At 72.0% G+C, this 14,903-nt stretch carries 13 protein-coding genes and 1 pseudogene; 8 read left to right on the top strand and 6 right to left on the bottom strand.

Going from position 1 to position 14,903, the window contains the following annotated elements; genetic code table 11:
* The first annotated feature begins 51 nt into the window (after nt 1–51).
* Complete coding sequence (locus ACIP60_RS13025; protein ID WP_100837305.1) at nt 52–273, top strand: hypothetical protein; 222 nt, start codon at nt 52–54, stop codon at nt 271–273.
* A 71-nt stretch (nt 274–344) separates the two neighbouring features.
* Entirely contained in the window at nt 345–920 is a 576-nt protein-coding gene (dcd, locus tag ACIP60_RS13020; protein WP_111556909.1) for a dCTP deaminase, read from the top strand.
* 90 nt (nt 921–1,010) lie between these two features.
* Here the strand turns inward: dcd and ACIP60_RS13015 are convergent, their stop codons facing one another.
* The 4 genes and pseudogenes from ACIP60_RS13015 to ACIP60_RS13000 all read right to left on the bottom strand — a co-directional run bounded on the left by ACIP60_RS13015 (nt 1,011) and on the right by ACIP60_RS13000 (nt 6,897).
* Nucleotides 1,011–1,904 (bottom strand): metal-dependent hydrolase, encoded by an 894-nt coding sequence (locus ACIP60_RS13015; protein WP_400682965.1) that lies wholly within the window; start codon nt 1,902–1,904, stop codon nt 1,011–1,013.
* A gap of 137 nt (nt 1,905–2,041) precedes the next feature.
* Nucleotides 2,042–3,043: a YIP1 family protein gene (locus tag ACIP60_RS13010; RefSeq protein WP_400682963.1), complete on the bottom strand. Its 1,002-nt coding sequence runs from the start codon at nt 3,041–3,043 to the stop codon at nt 2,042–2,044.
* Between the two features lie 205 nt (nt 3,044–3,248).
* Nucleotides 3,249–4,322, bottom strand: a pseudogene (locus ACIP60_RS13005) (sugar phosphate nucleotidyltransferase); the annotation flags it as partial.
* Nucleotides 4,323–4,683: 361 nt separating this feature from the next.
* Complete coding sequence (locus ACIP60_RS13000) at nt 4,684–6,897, bottom strand: (Fe-S)-binding protein (RefSeq protein WP_400682961.1); 2,214 nt, start codon at nt 6,895–6,897, stop codon at nt 4,684–4,686.
* A gap of 305 nt (nt 6,898–7,202) precedes the next feature.
* Between ACIP60_RS13000 and dnaK the strand changes: the two genes are divergently transcribed.
* The 5 genes from dnaK to ACIP60_RS12975 all read left to right on the top strand — a co-directional run bounded on the left by dnaK (nt 7,203) and on the right by ACIP60_RS12975 (nt 12,665).
* A complete protein-coding gene (gene dnaK, locus ACIP60_RS12995) occupies nt 7,203–9,050 on the top strand; it encodes a molecular chaperone DnaK (protein ID WP_400682958.1) in 1,848 nt (615 codons plus the stop codon).
* The gene (grpE, locus tag ACIP60_RS12990) at nt 9,047–9,637 is read left to right on the top strand and encodes a nucleotide exchange factor GrpE (protein ID WP_400682955.1); all 591 of its coding nucleotides are present in this window, start codon (nt 9,047–9,049) and stop codon (nt 9,635–9,637) included. The genes dnaK and grpE overlap by 4 nt, the downstream gene beginning before the upstream one ends.
* Before the next feature lie 138 nt (nt 9,638–9,775).
* Nucleotides 9,776–10,924, top strand: coding sequence for a molecular chaperone DnaJ (gene dnaJ / locus ACIP60_RS12985; protein ID WP_100837297.1), 1,149 nt, complete (start codon nt 9,776–9,778; stop codon nt 10,922–10,924).
* Between the two features lie 7 nt (nt 10,925–10,931).
* On the top strand, nt 10,932–11,456 hold the full coding sequence (locus ACIP60_RS12980; protein ID WP_400682951.1) for a heat shock protein transcriptional repressor HspR: 525 nt from the start codon (nt 10,932–10,934) through the stop codon (nt 11,454–11,456).
* A gap of 207 nt (nt 11,457–11,663) precedes the next feature.
* Entirely contained in the window at nt 11,664–12,665 is a 1,002-nt protein-coding gene (locus tag ACIP60_RS12975) for a hypothetical protein (RefSeq protein WP_146616632.1), read from the top strand.
* Between the two features lie 26 nt (nt 12,666–12,691).
* Here the strand turns inward: ACIP60_RS12975 and ACIP60_RS12970 are convergent, their stop codons facing one another.
* Nucleotides 12,692–12,847 carry a hypothetical protein gene (locus tag ACIP60_RS12970; RefSeq protein WP_159073132.1) on the bottom strand — a complete coding sequence of 52 codons (156 nt, stop codon included), beginning with the start codon at nt 12,845–12,847 and terminating at the stop codon, nt 12,692–12,694.
* Nucleotides 12,848–13,252: 405 nt separating this feature from the next.
* Between ACIP60_RS12970 and ACIP60_RS12965 the strand changes: the two genes are divergently transcribed.
* Complete coding sequence (locus tag ACIP60_RS12965) at nt 13,253–13,861, top strand: hypothetical protein (RefSeq protein ID WP_157852057.1); 609 nt, start codon at nt 13,253–13,255, stop codon at nt 13,859–13,861.
* Between the two features lie 58 nt (nt 13,862–13,919).
* Here the strand turns inward: ACIP60_RS12965 and ACIP60_RS12960 are convergent, their stop codons facing one another.
* Entirely contained in the window at nt 13,920–14,891 is a 972-nt protein-coding gene (locus tag ACIP60_RS12960; protein ID WP_400682947.1) for a LuxR C-terminal-related transcriptional regulator, read from the bottom strand.
* Nucleotides 14,892–14,903 lie beyond the last annotated feature (12 nt).

Genomic DNA, 14,903 nt, shown 5'->3' with positions numbered 1-14,903 from the left:
GGTAGATCCCCTAATGTGACGCTGTCGGCGGAGAGTGTGGGAAGGGGACCGATGGAGCAGCGCACCGTGGTTCGTTGTGTCGAGGGGCACGTGTTCAGTACGGCGGCGTTTCCGATGCAGCATCTGCAGGCGGGGCGGTTGGGGCCGGGGCGGTTGTTGCGGTGTCCCGGGTGCGGGCGGTTGCGGAGTTCGGTGCCGGCGGACGTGTCGGAGCTGTCGGCGGACGAACTGGCGCGCGGGCTGCGGCTGGTGGCGGTGGAGTCGCTGTCGTAGCGGGTGGCCGGAGTGGTCCACGGGGCGGGCGCTTTTGGGGCGCCCGCCCCGTGGCACGTACGCTCGGGGGCGTGCTGCTCTCCGACAACGACATCCGTGCCGAGATCGACAAGGGGCGGGTCGTGATCGACCCGTTCGAGTCGTCGATGGTCCAGCCGTCGAGCATCGACGTTCGACTGGACCGGTTCTTCCGGGTCTTCGAGAACCACCGCTACCCGCACATCGACCCTTCGGAGGAACAGCCGGACCTGACGCGGCTGGTCGAGCCGGACGGGGACGACGCGTTCATCCTGCACCCGGGCGAGTTCGTGCTGGCGTCCACCTTCGAGGTGATCACGCTGCCGGACGACGTGGCCTCGCGGTTGGAGGGGAAGTCGAGCCTGGGGCGGCTGGGGCTGCTGACGCACTCGACGGCGGGGTTCATCGACCCGGGGTTCAGCGGGCACGTGACGCTGGAGCTGTCGAACGTGGCGACGCTGCCGATCAAGCTGTACCCGGGGATGAAGATCGGGCAGCTGTGCCTGTTCCGGCTCTCCTCGCCGGCCGAGCACCCGTACGGCTCGGAGCGCTACGGCTCGCGGTACCAGGGGCAGCGCGGCCCGACGCCGTCCCGCTCCTACCTGAACTTCCATCGCACCCGGATCTGAACGGACGCGCGGACGAGGGCCGGCCCCGACGGACGGGGCCGGCCCTCGGCGTGTGCGGGGACGGGCGTCAGGCGCGGACGGGGACGGGCGTCAGGCGCGGACGGGGGTGGTGACGGCGACGAGTTCGGTGCCGTCCGCGGTGAGGGTGAGCGCGGTGCGCAGGCCGGTGAGCTGGCCGAGGCGGTGCAGATGGGTGCCGCCGCAGGCGATGGCGGCGGGGCCCTCGGGGAGTTCGGCGTGCCAGCGGCGGCGGGCGGTGAGTTCGGGGCCGGGGGTGTCGATGCCGACGGGGGCGTCGGCGGCGACCCAGGCGGCGAGCCGGGCGTTGACGTCCGCGGTGAGGGCGGGGAGGGCGTCGGCGAGGGCCGGGAGGGCGTCGGTGGCGTCGACGGTGAAGCCCTTCTTCTTCAGCGACTTGCCGATCCGGTAGGTGTCGGTGCTGGCGGTGGTGTCCATCACCGAGCTGTCCATGGCGAGGCTGTCGAAGTCGGGGTGGCCGAGGGCGTCGGTGCGGCCGGGGTCCTTGCGCCAGCGCGGGGCGAGGGCGGCGTTCAGGGCGAGGGCGAGCAGGTGGCAGCCGGTGTGCGCGGCGGAGAGCGCGGCGCGGCGTCCGGCGTCGACGGCGAGGTGGGCGGTGCGTCCGACGGCCTCGGGTCCGAGCGCGCCGGCGGGCAGCACGTGCAGCACCAGCCAGGACCAGTCCTCGTCGCCGCGCCGGACCGGGACGTCGGCGCCGACCGCGAACTCGCTCGCGGGCCCGGCCGCGCCGGTGAGGCAGTCGACGACGGGGTGGGCGGTGCCGTCGACGGTGAGGGTGCCGTGGTCGGCGGGCTGGTCGGGCCAGGTGTGGTCGACGGGGTGGAACGGGGTCGCCGCGGTGACCACCGCGGTGCGGCCGTCCGGCAGGGCGCGCACGGCGAGGACCGGCGACTCGCCGGTCACCTCCCCGGCCGGAAAGCTGACGTGGGTGGTGGGCAGGCTCATGCGCGGGCTCCGGACGGGGTGCGAGGGTGGGTCGAACACCTCACCCTACAAACCCGGCCGGACCGGGCCGGACGCCCGGCCCGAGGGGGCCGTCCGCCCGGGCCCGGAGCCCCGGTGCCGGGCCCGGGCGCCGCGCCTCAGCCCAGGGTCGGCAGCTTGATCAGCACCAGCAGCGCCAGCAGCTGCACCGCCGCCGCGCCGGCCGCCTTGCCCCAGGGCAGGTCGTGGATCCGCCGCACCATGGTGGTCAGCAGGACCGCGCAGCCCACCCAGGTCGCCCAGCCGACCACCTGCACGACCGGGTTGCCGGCCGGCAGGAAGAGGGCGAGCAGCAGCCGCGGGGCGTCGGTGGTCCAGCTGATCAGCGCGGCCAGGCCGACCGTGGACTGCCAGGGGCCGTCGCCGCCGGACTGCCGGGCCAGGACGTAGGTGACCGCGGAGAGCACCCCGCCGGCCAGCGTGAAGGCGACCGCGGCGCCGCCGATCGCCCACAGCGCGACCGCGAAGGTGGAGTGCACCACCTGGTCGTAGGTGGAGTCGAGGGCGAACACCGCGAGCACGCCGTACAGCAGCGACACGCACAGCGCGGGCAGCCACACCTGGTGGTCGCGCATCCGGTCGAAGGTGGCGCCGGGGCTGCGGTACATGCCGACCAGCAGCTGCCGCCAGGGCAGCCGGGGCCCGCCCGCGTGCGGCGCGGCCTGGCCGCCGGCCCGGTAGACGGCGACGTTGTCCGCCGCCCCGGGGGCGTAGCCGCCCGGCCCGGGGCCGTCCGGGTGGTAGCCGTAGCCGTAGCCGTCCTGCCCCGCCGGGTGGCCCGGGTGGCCGCCGTACCCGTCGTCGTGGCCCTGGCCGTCGTAGCCGTGGCCGTCGTAACCCTGGCCGTAGCCGTCGTCGTACGGGTACGGCTGCTCGCCGTGGGACTGGTCGCCGTAGGGCTGCTCGCCGAGCGCGAAGGCCCTGGTGTGGCCGGGCCGGTCGCCGGGGCCGGTGGGCCCGGGGTGCGGGGCGGTGAAGTACTCGGGGGCGCCGGTGGGCGCGCCGGGGTACGGGTCGCCCTGGGGGGTGCCCGGTGCGGGTGCCGTCCAGCGCTGCCGGGGGTCGGCGCCCCGTCCGTCGTCGTGTCGATTGCCAGCCACGCCTCGACGGTACCCGCAACGGCTGACCCACCGTCGGGTGATCATGGCGGCGGGGCCGGATTGCAGCCGTCCTGTGACGGTGCGCCCGGGTCCGGCCCGACGGGTTCCGGCGGAGTCCGGGCGGGAGGGCTCAGCCGGTGACGCCGGCGCCGGGCGCGTGCACCGCGGCGGCGTTGCTGAGGCCGGCCTCGCAGCCGCCGGGGCCCGCCGAGAGCCGGACGGCGCCGACCGGGAGCCGGGTGCCGCAGGCGATCCGCAGGCCGGACGGGAGCTCGTTCTCGGCCTCCAGGACGGCGCCGTCGCCGATCACCACGCCGTCCAGCGAGCAGCGCTCACCGACCTCGGCGTAGGCGCCGACGATGGAGTCCCGGACGTACGCGCCGGCCTCGATCCGGGCGCCGGGCAGCACCACGCTGCCCTCGACGATGGCGCCGGCGGCGACCCGGGCGCCCTCGGAGACCACGGTGCCGGAGCTGAGCACGGCGGCCGGGTCGACGTGCGAGCCGGACAGCAGCAGCGCCTCGCCGGTGGGGCCGGGGACGGCCGGGGAGTCGACCTTGCCGAGCACCAGGTCGGCCGAGCCGCGGACGAAGGCGCCGGGGGTGCCCAGGTCCAGCCAGTAGGAGGTGTCGACGACGCCGCGCAGCAGCGCGCCGGTGGCGAGCAGTTCGGGGAAGGTCTCGCGCTCGACCGAGACCTCGCGGCCGGTCGGGATGCGGTCGATCACCGAGCGGGTGAAGACGTAGCAGCCCGCGTTGATCTGGTCGGTGACGATCTGCTCGGGGGTCTCGGGCTTCTCCAGGAAGGCGAGCACCCGGCCGTCCGGATCGGTCGGGACGAGGCCGAAGGCGCGCGGATCGGCCACCCGGGTGAGGTGCAGGGTGACGTCGGCGCCGGAGGCGCTGTGCCCGTCGCGCAGGGCGGCGATGTCCAGGCCGGAGAGGATGTCGCCGTTGAAGACCAGCACCGGCTCGTCGGGGCCGCAGGTGAGGCCGGTGGCGGCGTTGCGGATCGCGCCGCCGGTGCCCAGCGGCTCCTCCTCGGTGAGGTAGACCAGTTCGATGCCGTAGGGGCTGCCGTCCTGGAAGTGGTCGACGAAGACCTCGGCGAGGTAGGAGGTGGCGAGCACCACGCGGGTGACGCCGGCGGCGGCGGCCCGGGCGAGCTGGTGCGCGATGAACGGGACACCCGCCACGGGCAGCATCGGTTTCGGCGTGTGGGTGGTCAACGGACGGAGGCGGGTGCCCTTGCCTCCGACCAGCATGATCGCCTGGGTCATGGTGCTGTCTCCCGTGGTCGAATTCCGGCGGCCCGGCACGACAGGGTCCGGTGCGCTCGCTCGGTGAACTGGCCGGGGCGGCGTGCCATGGCCTCCGACGGAACCGGTCCTTCCCGCGGTTCCGTCGCACACTCTATTTGCTCGAACATCGCCTGGGTGCCACCACCCCGGTCGATCGTGCGTGCGGATCGGCGCTCCGGGGCCGGGCCCGGCTCGGGAAGCGCCGCGGGCCGTTCCCCGGACCGGGCCCCGGTGCCGCGCCCGGTCCGGACGCGGCCGGACCCCGGGGCCGCGACGGGCGTCCGGGGTCCGGGTGGTGCGGGGGTGCGGGTGGTGCGGGGGTGCGGGTGGTGCGGGGGTGTCAGGCCTCGACCGGCTCCGCCTCGGCGGCGGGGGCGGCCTTGACCGACTCCAGCAGCAGCTGGGCGACGTCGACGACCTTGAGGTGCTCCTTGGCCGCGCCCTCGTTCTTCTTGCCGTTGACCGAGTCGGAGAGCATCACCAGGCAGAACGGGCAGGCGGTGGAGACGATGTCCGGGTTCAGCGACAGCGCCTCGTCCACCCGCTCGGTGTTGATCCGCTTGCCGATCCGCTCCTCCATCCACATCCGGGCGCCGCCGGCGCCGCAGCAGAAGCCGCGCTCCTTGTGGCGGTGCATCTCCTCGTTGCGCAGGCCGGGCACCCGGCCGATGATCTCGCGCGGCGGGGTGTAGACCTTGTTGTGCCGGCCGAGGTAGCACGGGTCGTGGTAGGTGATCAGGCCCTCCACCGGGTTCACCGGCAGCAGCTTGCCCTCGTCGATCAGGTGCTGGAGCAGCTGGGTGTGGTGGATGACCTCGAAGTGGCCGCCGAGCTGCGGGTACTCGTTGGCGATGGTGTTGAAGCAGTGCGGGCAGGTGGCGACGATCCGCTTGGTGGGGGCGTCCTCCAGCGCGGCGTTCAGGGTCTCGACGTTCTGCGCGCCGAGCATCTGGAACAGGAACTCGTTGCCGAGGCGGCGCGGGGAGTCACCGGTGCAGGTCTCCTCCTTGCCGAGGATGGCGAACTTCACGCCCGCGGTGTGCAGCAGTTCGGCGAACGCCTTGGTGGTCTTCTTGGCCCGGTCCTCCAGGGCGCCGGCGCAGCCGACCCAGTAGAGGTACTCGACCTCGGCGGGGTCGATGTCCTCGCCGATCACCGGCACCTCGATGCCGGTCTCCTTCTTCAGCTCCTTGACCCAGTCCAGCCGGGCCTTGGTGGCCAGGCCCCACGGGTTGCCCTTGTTCTCCAGGTTCTTGAGCATCGTCCCGGCCTCGGTCGGGAAGCTGCTCTCGATCATCACCTGGTAGCGGCGCATGTCGACGATGTGGTCGATGTGCTCGATGTCGACCGGGCACTGCTCGACGCAGGCGCCGCAGGTGGTGCAGGACCACAGCACGTCCGGGTCGATGACGCCGCCCTCCTCGGCGGTGCCGATCAGCGGGCGCTCGGCCTCGGCCAGGGCGGCGGCGGGGACGCCGGCGAGCTGCTCGGCGGTGGCCTGCTCCTCGCCCTCCATGGACTTGCCGCCGCCGGCCAGCAGGTACGGGGCCTTGGCGAAGGCGTGCTCGCGCAGGCTCATGATCAGCAGCTTGGGCGAGAGCGGCTTGCCGGTGTTCCAGGCCGGGCACTGCGACTGGCAGCGGCCGCACTCGGTGCAGGTGGAGAAGTCGAGGATGCCCTTCCAGGAGAAGTGCTCGACCTGGGAGACGCCGAACACGGCGTCGTCGGCCGGGTCCTCGAAGTCGATCGGGGCGCCGCCGCTGGTCATCGGGCGCAGCGCGCCGAGCGCGGTGCCGCCGTCATCCTCGCGCTTGAAGTAGATGTTGAAGAAGGCCAGGAAGCGGTGCCAGGCGACGCCCATCGAGGGGTTGACGCCGATGGTGATCGCCCAGGCGAAGGAGATGCAGATCTTCAGCATCGCGAACAGGTACACCAGGTTGACCAGGGTGCCGTGCGCGGTGCCGTGGAAGGCGGCGGCGATCGGGTACGAGACCAGGTAGGCCGGGTCGTAGGAGTCGACGCCCTCCAGGGCGCCCTCCAGGCCGCGCAGCATCATGATGCACAGGCCGATGCCGAGGATCGTGTACTCGACGTAGAACGCCTGCCAGGCGATCGAGCCGGCGAACCGGGACTTGCGGCCGGCCCGGGAGGGCAGGCTGAGCAGGCGGATCACCATCAGGGTGAGGATGCCCAGGGTGGTGAGGGTGCCGATCAGCTCGACGAAGACGTTCCACGGCAGCCAGTGGCCGATGACCGGGAGCACGAACTCGGCGTCGAAGAGCTGCCCGAAGGCGTTCACCAGGGTGAGCACCAGCGAGAAGAACCCGACGGCGACGAACCAGTGGGCGACGCCGACGACGCCCCAGCGGTTCATCCGGGTGTGGCCGAGGAACTCCTTGGCCACGGTGGCGACCCGCTGCGCGGGCTGCCCGAATCGGGTGCCGTCGGCGGAGCCGGTGCGCACCACCTTGTAGATGTACAGCGCCGCACGGGCGGCGAGCGCGGTGCCGATCACGAATGTGACCAGCGAGATGACGATCGCTGCTAGCTGCATCGGCTCTCCGTCTCCAGCGGCTCTGGTCCGAGTCTTCCCTTGGGTCCCCCGCAGATTGTACTGGTCGGTAACTTGCAGGGTCGACGCGCCGGACATTACCGCGCGTTAACACTCCGCCAGAAGATGTTCAAGGTATGGCGGCAGTCACTAAGCCCAGACTCACCCGCCCGGAGCAGCCGCCGGACCCCTCGCGACATAAGCGCTCAGTAAAGTTGAGCGACACGGACTCAAAGCTGTTGACGCGGTCCGATCGGTCGTGCATCCTTGAGTCCGTACTGCTCAACTTCTCCTCGGAGGTATTCACGATGGCACGCGCGGTCGGCATCGACCTCGGTACGACGAACTCCGTCGTCAGTGTTCTTGAGGGCGGTGAGCCCACGGTCATCACCAACGCCGAGGGCGCTCGGACCACGCCGTCCGTCGTCGCCTTCGCCAAGAACGGCGAGGTGCTCGTCGGCGAGGTCGCCAAGCGGCAGGCGGTCACCAACGTCGACCGCACCATCCGCTCGGTGAAGCGCCACATGGGCACCGACTGGAAGATCGGCATCGACGGCAAGGACTTCACGCCGCAGCAGATCTCCGCCTTCGTCCTGCAGAAGCTCAAGCGGGACGCCGAGGCCTACCTGGGCGAGACGGTCACCGACGCCGTCATCACCGTCCCGGCCTACTTCAACGACTCCGAGCGCCAGGCCACCAAGGAGGCCGGCGAGATCGCGGGCCTGAACGTCCTGCGCATCGTCAACGAGCCGACCGCCGCCGCCCTGGCCTACGGCCTGGACAAGGACGACCAGACCATCCTGGTCTTCGACCTCGGCGGCGGCACCTTCGACGTCTCGCTGCTGGAGATCGGCGACGGCGTGGTCGAGGTCAAGGCCACCAACGGCGACAACCACCTCGGCGGCGACGACTGGGACCAGCGGGTCGTCGACCACCTGGTGAAGGTCTTCCAGTCCGGCCACGGCGTCGACCTGTCCAAGGACAAGATGGCCGTCCAGCGCCTGCGCGAGGCCGCCGAGAAGGCCAAGATCGAGCTGTCCTCGTCCTCCGAGACCTCGATCAACCTGCCCTACATCACGGCCTCCGCCGAGGGCCCGCTGCACCTGGACGAGAAGCTCACCCGCTCGCAGTTCCAGCAGCTCACCTCGGACCTGCTGGACCGCTGCAAGGTCCCGTTCCACAACGTGATCAAGGACGCCGGCATCCAGCTGTCCGAGATCGACCACGTGGTCCTGGTCGGCGGCTCGACCCGCATGCCGGCCGTCGCCGAGCTCGTCAAGGAGCTGACCGGCGGCAAGGACGCCAACAAGGGCGTCAACCCGGACGAGGTCGTCGCCATCGGCGCCTCCCTGCAGGCCGGTGTCCTCAAGGGCGAGGTCAAGGACGTCCTGCTGCTCGACGTCACCCCGCTGTCCCTCGGCATCGAGACCAAGGGCGGCATCATGACCAAGCTGATCGAGCGCAACACCACGATCCCGACCAAGCGCTCCGAGATCTTCACCACCGCCGAGGACAACCAGCCCTCCGTGCAGATCCAGGTCTACCAGGGCGAGCGCGAGATCGCGGCGTACAACAAGAAGCTCGGCATGTTCGAGCTGACCGGCCTGCCGCCGGCCCCGCGCGGCCTGCCGCAGATCGAGGTCACCTTCGACATCGACGCCAACGGCATCATGCACGTGGCCGCGAAGGACCTCGGCACCGGCAAGGAGCAGAAGATGACCGTCACCGGCGGCTCCTCGCTGCCGAAGGACGAGGTCAACCGCATGCGCGAGGAGGCCGAGCGCTACGCGGAGGAGGACACCAAGCGCCGCGAGGCCGTCGAGACCCGCAACCAGGGCGAGCAGCTCGTCTACTCGACCGAGAAGTTCATCGCGGACAACGCGGACAAGCTCCCGGCGGACGTCAAGACCGAGGTCGAGACCGCCATCGGCGAGCTCAAGGAGACCCTCAAGGGCGAGGACGTCGCGGCCATCCGCACCGCCACCGAGAAGGTCTCCACCACCGCCCAGAAGCTCGGCGCGGCGCTGTACGCGCAGGCCGACGGCGCGGGCGCGGCGTCCGGCGCGGCCGGGGCCGGCGAGGCGGGCCCGAAGGAGGACGACGTGGTCGACGCCGAGATCGTCGACGACGAGAAGCCCAAGGGCGGTGCGGCATGACGGAGAAGCCGCAGGGCGAGCAGCCCGGCGACGACTCCGCCGCCGAGGAGGCCGTGCTCAAGGCAGCCGAGGAGGCCGTCGCGGGTGCGGGTGCCGACGAACTGGCCGCCGCCAAGCGCGAGGCCGGCGAGCGCACCGCCGACCTGCAGCGGCTCCAGGCCGAGTACCAGAACTACCGCAAGCGGGTCGAGCGCGACCGGGCCACCGTCCGGGAGATCGCGGTCTCCAGCATCCTGGAGTCGCTGATCCCGGTGCTGGACGACATCGGCCGGGCTCGCGAGCACGGCGAGGTGACGGGCGGCTTCAAGTCGGTCGCCGAGTCGCTGGAGACGGTCGTCGCCAAGCTCGGGTTGCAGCAGTTCGGCAAGGAGGGCGAGCCCTTCGACCCGACCATCCACGAGGCGCTGATGCACAGTTACTCGTCGGACGTGACGGAGGACACCTGCGTGCAGATCCTCCAGCCCGGGTACCGGATCGGCGAGCGGATCATCCGCCCGGCGATGGTCGCGGTCGCGGAGCCCCAGCCGGGCACCCAGACCACCGGCGAGCCGGACGGCGACCAGGCTGACGGCCCGTCCGACAGCTGAGTAGAGTCCCCGTGCGCTGCGGAGTCGTACGTCGTCCAGTACGACGGCCGGCTCCGCAGCGCCGTATCACGGCACCGCACCGCGCGGTGCCGGCAGGCAACAGAACTTCGGGATTCCGGGAGGTGGCGGTCAAAGGCCATGAGCGCTAAGGACTACGTGGAGAAGGACTACTACAAGGTCCTCGGCGTGCCCAAGGACGCCACCGCCGCAGAGATCAAGAAGACGTACCGCAAGCTGGCCCGCGAGTTCCACCCGGACGCGAACAAGGGCGACGCCAAGGCCGAGGAGCGCTTCAAGGACATCTCCGAGGCGTACGACGTGCTCTCCGACGAGAAGCGCCGCAAGGAGTACGACGAGGCCCGCTCGCTGTTCGCGGGCGGCGGCTTCCGGCCCGGCGGGGCGGGCGCGGCCGGGGGCTTCGACTTCGGCGACCTCTTCAACGGCGGGAGCGGCTCGGGCGGCGGCGGGATCGGCGACGTGTTCGGCGGCCTGTTCAACCGCGGCGGTCGGCAGACCGCCCAGCCGCGCCGCGGGGCCGACGTCGAGACCGAGGTCACGCTGAACTTCGAGGAGGCCGTGGACGGCGCGACGGTGCCGCTGCGGATGACCTCCCAGGCCGCCTGCCGCGCCTGCGCCGGGACGGGCGCCAAGGCCGGCACCACCCCGCGGGTCTGCCCGACCTGCGTCGGCGCGGGCACCGTCAGCCGGGGCCAGGGCGCCTTCGCGCTCTCCGAGCCCTGCCGGGACTGCAAGGGCCGCGGCATGATCGTCGACGACCCGTGCACCGTCTGCCACGGCAGCGGCCGGGCCTCCTCGGCCCGGACCATGCAGGTGCGCATCCCGGCCGGGGTGCAGGACGGCCAGCGGATCCGGCTCAAGGGCAAGGGCGCCCAGGGCGAGCGCGGCGGCCAGCCCGGAGACCTGTACGTCACGGTGCACGTCGACCCGCACCCGGTGTTCGGGCGCAAGGGCGACAACCTCACGGTGACCGTGCCGGTGAGCTTCCCCGAAGCCGCGCTGGGCGGCACCATCGAGGTGCCGACCCTGAACGGTCCGGCCGTGAAGCTCAAGCTGCCGCCCGGCAGCGCCAACGGCCTGACCATGCGGGCCCGGGGCAAGGGCGCCACCCGCAAGGACGGCACCCGCGGCGACCTGCTGGTCACCGTGGAGGTCTCGGTGCCCAAGCACGTCGACGGAGACGCGCTGACCGCACTGGAGCAGTACCGCGAGGCCACCGCCTCGGACGACCCGCGAGCCGCCCTGTTCAAGGCGGCGGAGGGAGCGTGAGACCCCGATGAGTCCCCATCCCGACAGCAGCCGCGACGGCACCGGCCGGATCGGCCCCGGCCCCGGCCTGGGCGAGGGCCTGCCCGGCGGCGGCCGCCCCCGCGCCGCCGCCCCGCCGTACGTGCTCACCGAGGACACCCCGGTCTACGTCATCTCGGTCGCCGCCGAACTCTCCGGGCTGCACCCGCAGACCCTCCGCCAGTACGACCGCCTCGGCCTGGTCAGCCCCGACCGCACCGCCGGCCGCGGCCGCCGCTACTCCGCCCGGGACATCCAGCAGCTGCGCGAGGTCCAGCGGCTCTCCCAGGACGAGGGCATCAACCTGGCCGGGATCAAGCGGATCATCGAGCTGGAGAACCAGGTCGCCGCCCTGCAGTCCCGCGTCACCGAACTGGTCGACGCCCTGGAGGGCGCCGCCGCCACCCTCCAGCAGCGCGAGGCCGCCGTGCACGCCTCCTACCGCCGCGACCTGGTCCCCTACCAGCAGGTCCAGCAGTCCAGCGCGCTGGTGGTCTGGCGGCCCAAGCGCTGAGCGTCCGGCACCGAGCCGCCGACACCCCTCCCGTTCGGGGGGTGCCGGCGGCTTCCGCGTCCTGTCAGAGTTCTTTTCCGGAGCGCCGCCCGCCTGTCCGCAGTCCGGTAATCCGAGGGGGATCGGGAGACCTTCGCTCTATGATGCGGGCCGGAGGGCACGCGCCGGATCCACCAAAGGCCCCAGCTCAGGCAAGGAGTCATGGACATGAGCACTGAGCGGAGGAACCCCGCCGCAGCCCCTGGCCTTTCCCCCGAGGCCCGGGCCCTCTACACCCGGGCCGTGCAGAGCGGCGGGAAGCTGACCGGGCGCCACGCCCTCCCCGCCGACCGGGACGACCCCGCGCTGCACGAACTGCTGGACGTCGGACTCCTGCAGCCCGAGGTGGGCCCGGCCGGGACGTACGCGGTGAAGGACCCCCAGCAGCTGGCCGAGGCATTGTCACTGGGCTTCCAGCTGGAAGCCACCAGAATCCTGCACCGCTCGATGGCGACCACCCAGGCCCTGCAGGAACTCCACCAGGAGTACCTGGCCTACATCGCGCACCCCGAATCCGGCGGCGCCATCGAATACGTCCAGGGCCGGGGGAACATCAACGAAAACCTGGCGGCGATCATGGCCAGCGCGTCGAATGAAATGCTCACGGCACAACCCGGCGGCGGCCGCGGCGAGGACGCCCTGAAGATAGCGATCGCCCGCGATATGGAATTCGTGGAACGCGGCGGGACGATCAGGACCATCTACCAGCCGAGCGCCCGCTATTCGAACCCGACGATCAGCTACGTCCAGGCGGTGACCCAAGAAGGTTGCCAGGTGAGAACACTGGACGAGGCCTTCGCCAAGCTGATCGTGATCGACCGGAAGGTCGCCGTGATAACCGTCGGCGACGAGCAGAACCGGGACCGCGCGGCCTTCGTCCGGGACGACGCCGTCATCGACTACATCGTGGGCGTCTTCCACAGTCAGTGGGAGCGGGCCATCCCCTTCACCGGCGGCCACGAAATACCGCCGCAGGTGGTGTCCAGCATGCGCAAGCAAATCGTCCGCATGATGCTGGAGGGCATCGCGCACCGCACGATCGCCCGGCGCATCGGCCTCAGCGAGCGCACCCTCGCCCGCCACATCGCCGAAATGCGCGAGGAGTACGGGGTGGAGACGCTCTTCCAGCTCGGGTGGAAGATCGCACAGGCCGAGGGGCCGACGGGCTGAGCTCGGCGGCCCCTCGACGCCGGGGCCTACCAGTGGCTGTCCATGTCCGCCACGAGGGCCTTCTGCACCACAGTGGTCTCGGAGGCGCTCCAGTAGGAGTCCGCGCTCGCCGGGCCGGCTCCGAGAAACACAGTGATGCCCAGCAGAACAGCCGCGATCAGGATACGACGGACCTTCAGCACAACATCACTCCTTTCGGGACAAATCCATCGCGAGCATCGCCCGCTCGAACGATGGCCGCACCAATTTCCGACATATGATTCCCCATCAACCGCCCTCACGTCACCCCACCCCCCTCAACATGCCGGGGATCGGTCGCTGAAATGTGCATGTCGGCGCGCACGAACGGGGGCCGCGGCCCGAGGTGTCATCTATCCGCCAGGCAGCCAGATGCCACCGTGCGCCAGTGGACTCGTTGACACCCGGCGATGGACGATCAGCTAGTCGTAACCGCAGTAGCACAATCCAGCGCGTCCACCGCACCGGCCGCCGAACCCGGAGCGCGGCAATCTCCGGGTCCTCAACCGCCGTTCCGACGGACAGGGGGCATCGGACCCGACGGCCGAATCACCACACCCGGAGTCGACATGAGTGAGCACCACCTGCAACACCGCGCCGAGGGGCGCCGCGCACGCGTGTTCCTGGCCGCGCCGCTGATGCGGCTGACCGGCCCGGCGGACAGTGTGGTGACGCTGGCCAGCCGGACCAGGCTGACCACGCTGCGCAGCACGCTGCTGGACAGCGGGGCCGCGGTGTACAGCGCGCACCACAGCGACGCGTGGACGGTGGCCGGACGGGCGCCGGAGCAGCGGGTGCCGTCGGACTTCCGGGCGATGCAGAGCGCGGACCTGGTCTTCGCGTACGTGGGCGCCCCGCTGTCGGCCGGGGTGAGCCTGGAGCTCGGGTGGGCGTCGGCGCTGCGCAAGCCGATCGTGCTGCTGGTGGACGAGGCGATCACGCACAACCCGCTGATCGCCACCATCGAGCAGGTCTCGCCGGTGCTGCCGCTGGTCTTCGACGACACCTGGTCGCAGGAGGCGCTGCACCACACCGTGGAGACCGCGCTGGACTGGGCCGGGATGGCGCTGTCGCTGCGCGGCGGCTTCTGGACCGCGCCCGGCGACCAGTTCCCGCGGCCGCGCCGCGAGCACGCCGGCCCGTACGGCTTCTGGTCCCCGGAGATCGCCACCGGCTGACGGCCCGTCCGCCCCGCGCCACCGGCCCGTCCGCCCGTCCGCCCGTCCGCTCCCCCGGTCACCCGGCTCCCCGCATCCGCCAGCCCAGCTGGAAGAGGGTCTCCGCGCCGTGGAGTTCGCGCAGCCGGGAGATGTGCGCGGCGACGGTCCGCTCGCCGAGGCCCAGCCGGGAGGCGACGGCCTTCTGGGTCAGGCCCTGGGCGAGCAGCCGGCCCACCTGCTCGTGGACCGGCACCGCGCTCTCGTCCGCGCCCCCGTGCTCGGCGGAGCGCCACTGGACCCGCTCGGCCCGCTCCCAGTCCCGCTCGAAGGCGGCGACCAGGAACGCGACCACCGCCGGGTCCTCGATGAAGGCGGCACTGGAGTCGTCGACCGACGCCGGGACGACGGCGATCCGGCGGTCGAAGACCAGCAGCCTGCTGAACGGTTCGCTCAAGGTGCGGAACCGGCCGCCCCAGCCGGTCACCCTCTCCGCCCAGCGCACCGTCGGCCCGTCCAGCAGCGCGGCCGGCTCGTGGACGGTGCGGACGGCCGCCCCGCGCTCCAGGAAGCGGCGGGTGCGCTCCGGCGACCGGTCCAGCAGGGGGGTCGACCCGGCCCCGCCGGGGTGCAGGGCCAGCTCCTCCTCGCGCGCCCCGTCCGCCAGCCGTCGGACGCGCTGCCGGATCTGCTCGGTCCGCTCGACGTGCTGCACCACGCTGGAGCGGTCGGCCCGGCGCGGGGTCGCGTCGTAGGCGTGGGTGAGGTCCTCCAGCAGCGCGGGCAGCTCCTCCGCGCGCAGCAGCATCCGGGTGCCCTCGGCGCGCAGTCGGGCGCTGATCCGGTCGCCGACCGCCCGCGGGTCGGCCGCCGTCAGCACCTGCGCGGCGGCGTCGTGCACCAGCAGCCCGAGCTCCAGCAGCCGCAGCACCCCGGCCGGGTCCTGCTCGACCGCCTCGCGGAACGCCACCCGCCCGCCCTGGTCCAGGACCTGCTGGTAGAGCCGCCGCTCCGCCTCGCTCGGCAGGGCGACCGGGTTCGCCTCGCTCACGGGTCCCGCTCC

The organism is Kitasatospora sp. NPDC088783 (assembly GCF_044750705.1).
Classification (GTDB): domain Bacteria; phylum Actinomycetota; class Actinomycetes; order Streptomycetales; family Streptomycetaceae; genus Kitasatospora; species Kitasatospora fiedleri.
This window is presented reverse-complemented; position numbering and strand designations above follow the sequence as displayed.

Excerpts from the sequence above, each read along its gene's own strand:
- ACIP60_RS13025 (WP_100837305.1), top strand. The coding sequence starts at position 52 with ATGGAGCAGCGCACCGTGGTTCGTTGTGTCGAGGGGCACGTGTTCAGT.
- ACIP60_RS13015 (WP_400682965.1), bottom strand. The coding sequence starts at position 1,904 with ATGAGCCTGCCCACCACCCACGTCAGCTTTCCGGCCGGGGAGGTGACC.
- ACIP60_RS13000 (WP_400682961.1), bottom strand. The coding sequence starts at position 6,897 with ATGCAGCTAGCAGCGATCGTCATCTCGCTGGTCACATTCGTGATCGGC.
- dnaK (WP_400682958.1), top strand. The coding sequence starts at position 7,203 with ATGGCACGCGCGGTCGGCATCGACCTCGGTACGACGAACTCCGTCGTC.
- grpE (WP_400682955.1), top strand. The coding sequence starts at position 9,047 with ATGACGGAGAAGCCGCAGGGCGAGCAGCCCGGCGACGACTCCGCCGCC.
- dnaJ (WP_100837297.1), top strand. The coding sequence starts at position 9,776 with ATGAGCGCTAAGGACTACGTGGAGAAGGACTACTACAAGGTCCTCGGC.
- ACIP60_RS12980 (WP_400682951.1), top strand. The coding sequence starts at position 10,932 with ATGAGTCCCCATCCCGACAGCAGCCGCGACGGCACCGGCCGGATCGGC.
- ACIP60_RS12975 (WP_146616632.1), top strand. The coding sequence starts at position 11,664 with ATGAGCACTGAGCGGAGGAACCCCGCCGCAGCCCCTGGCCTTTCCCCC.
- ACIP60_RS12965 (WP_157852057.1), top strand. The coding sequence starts at position 13,253 with ATGAGTGAGCACCACCTGCAACACCGCGCCGAGGGGCGCCGCGCACGC.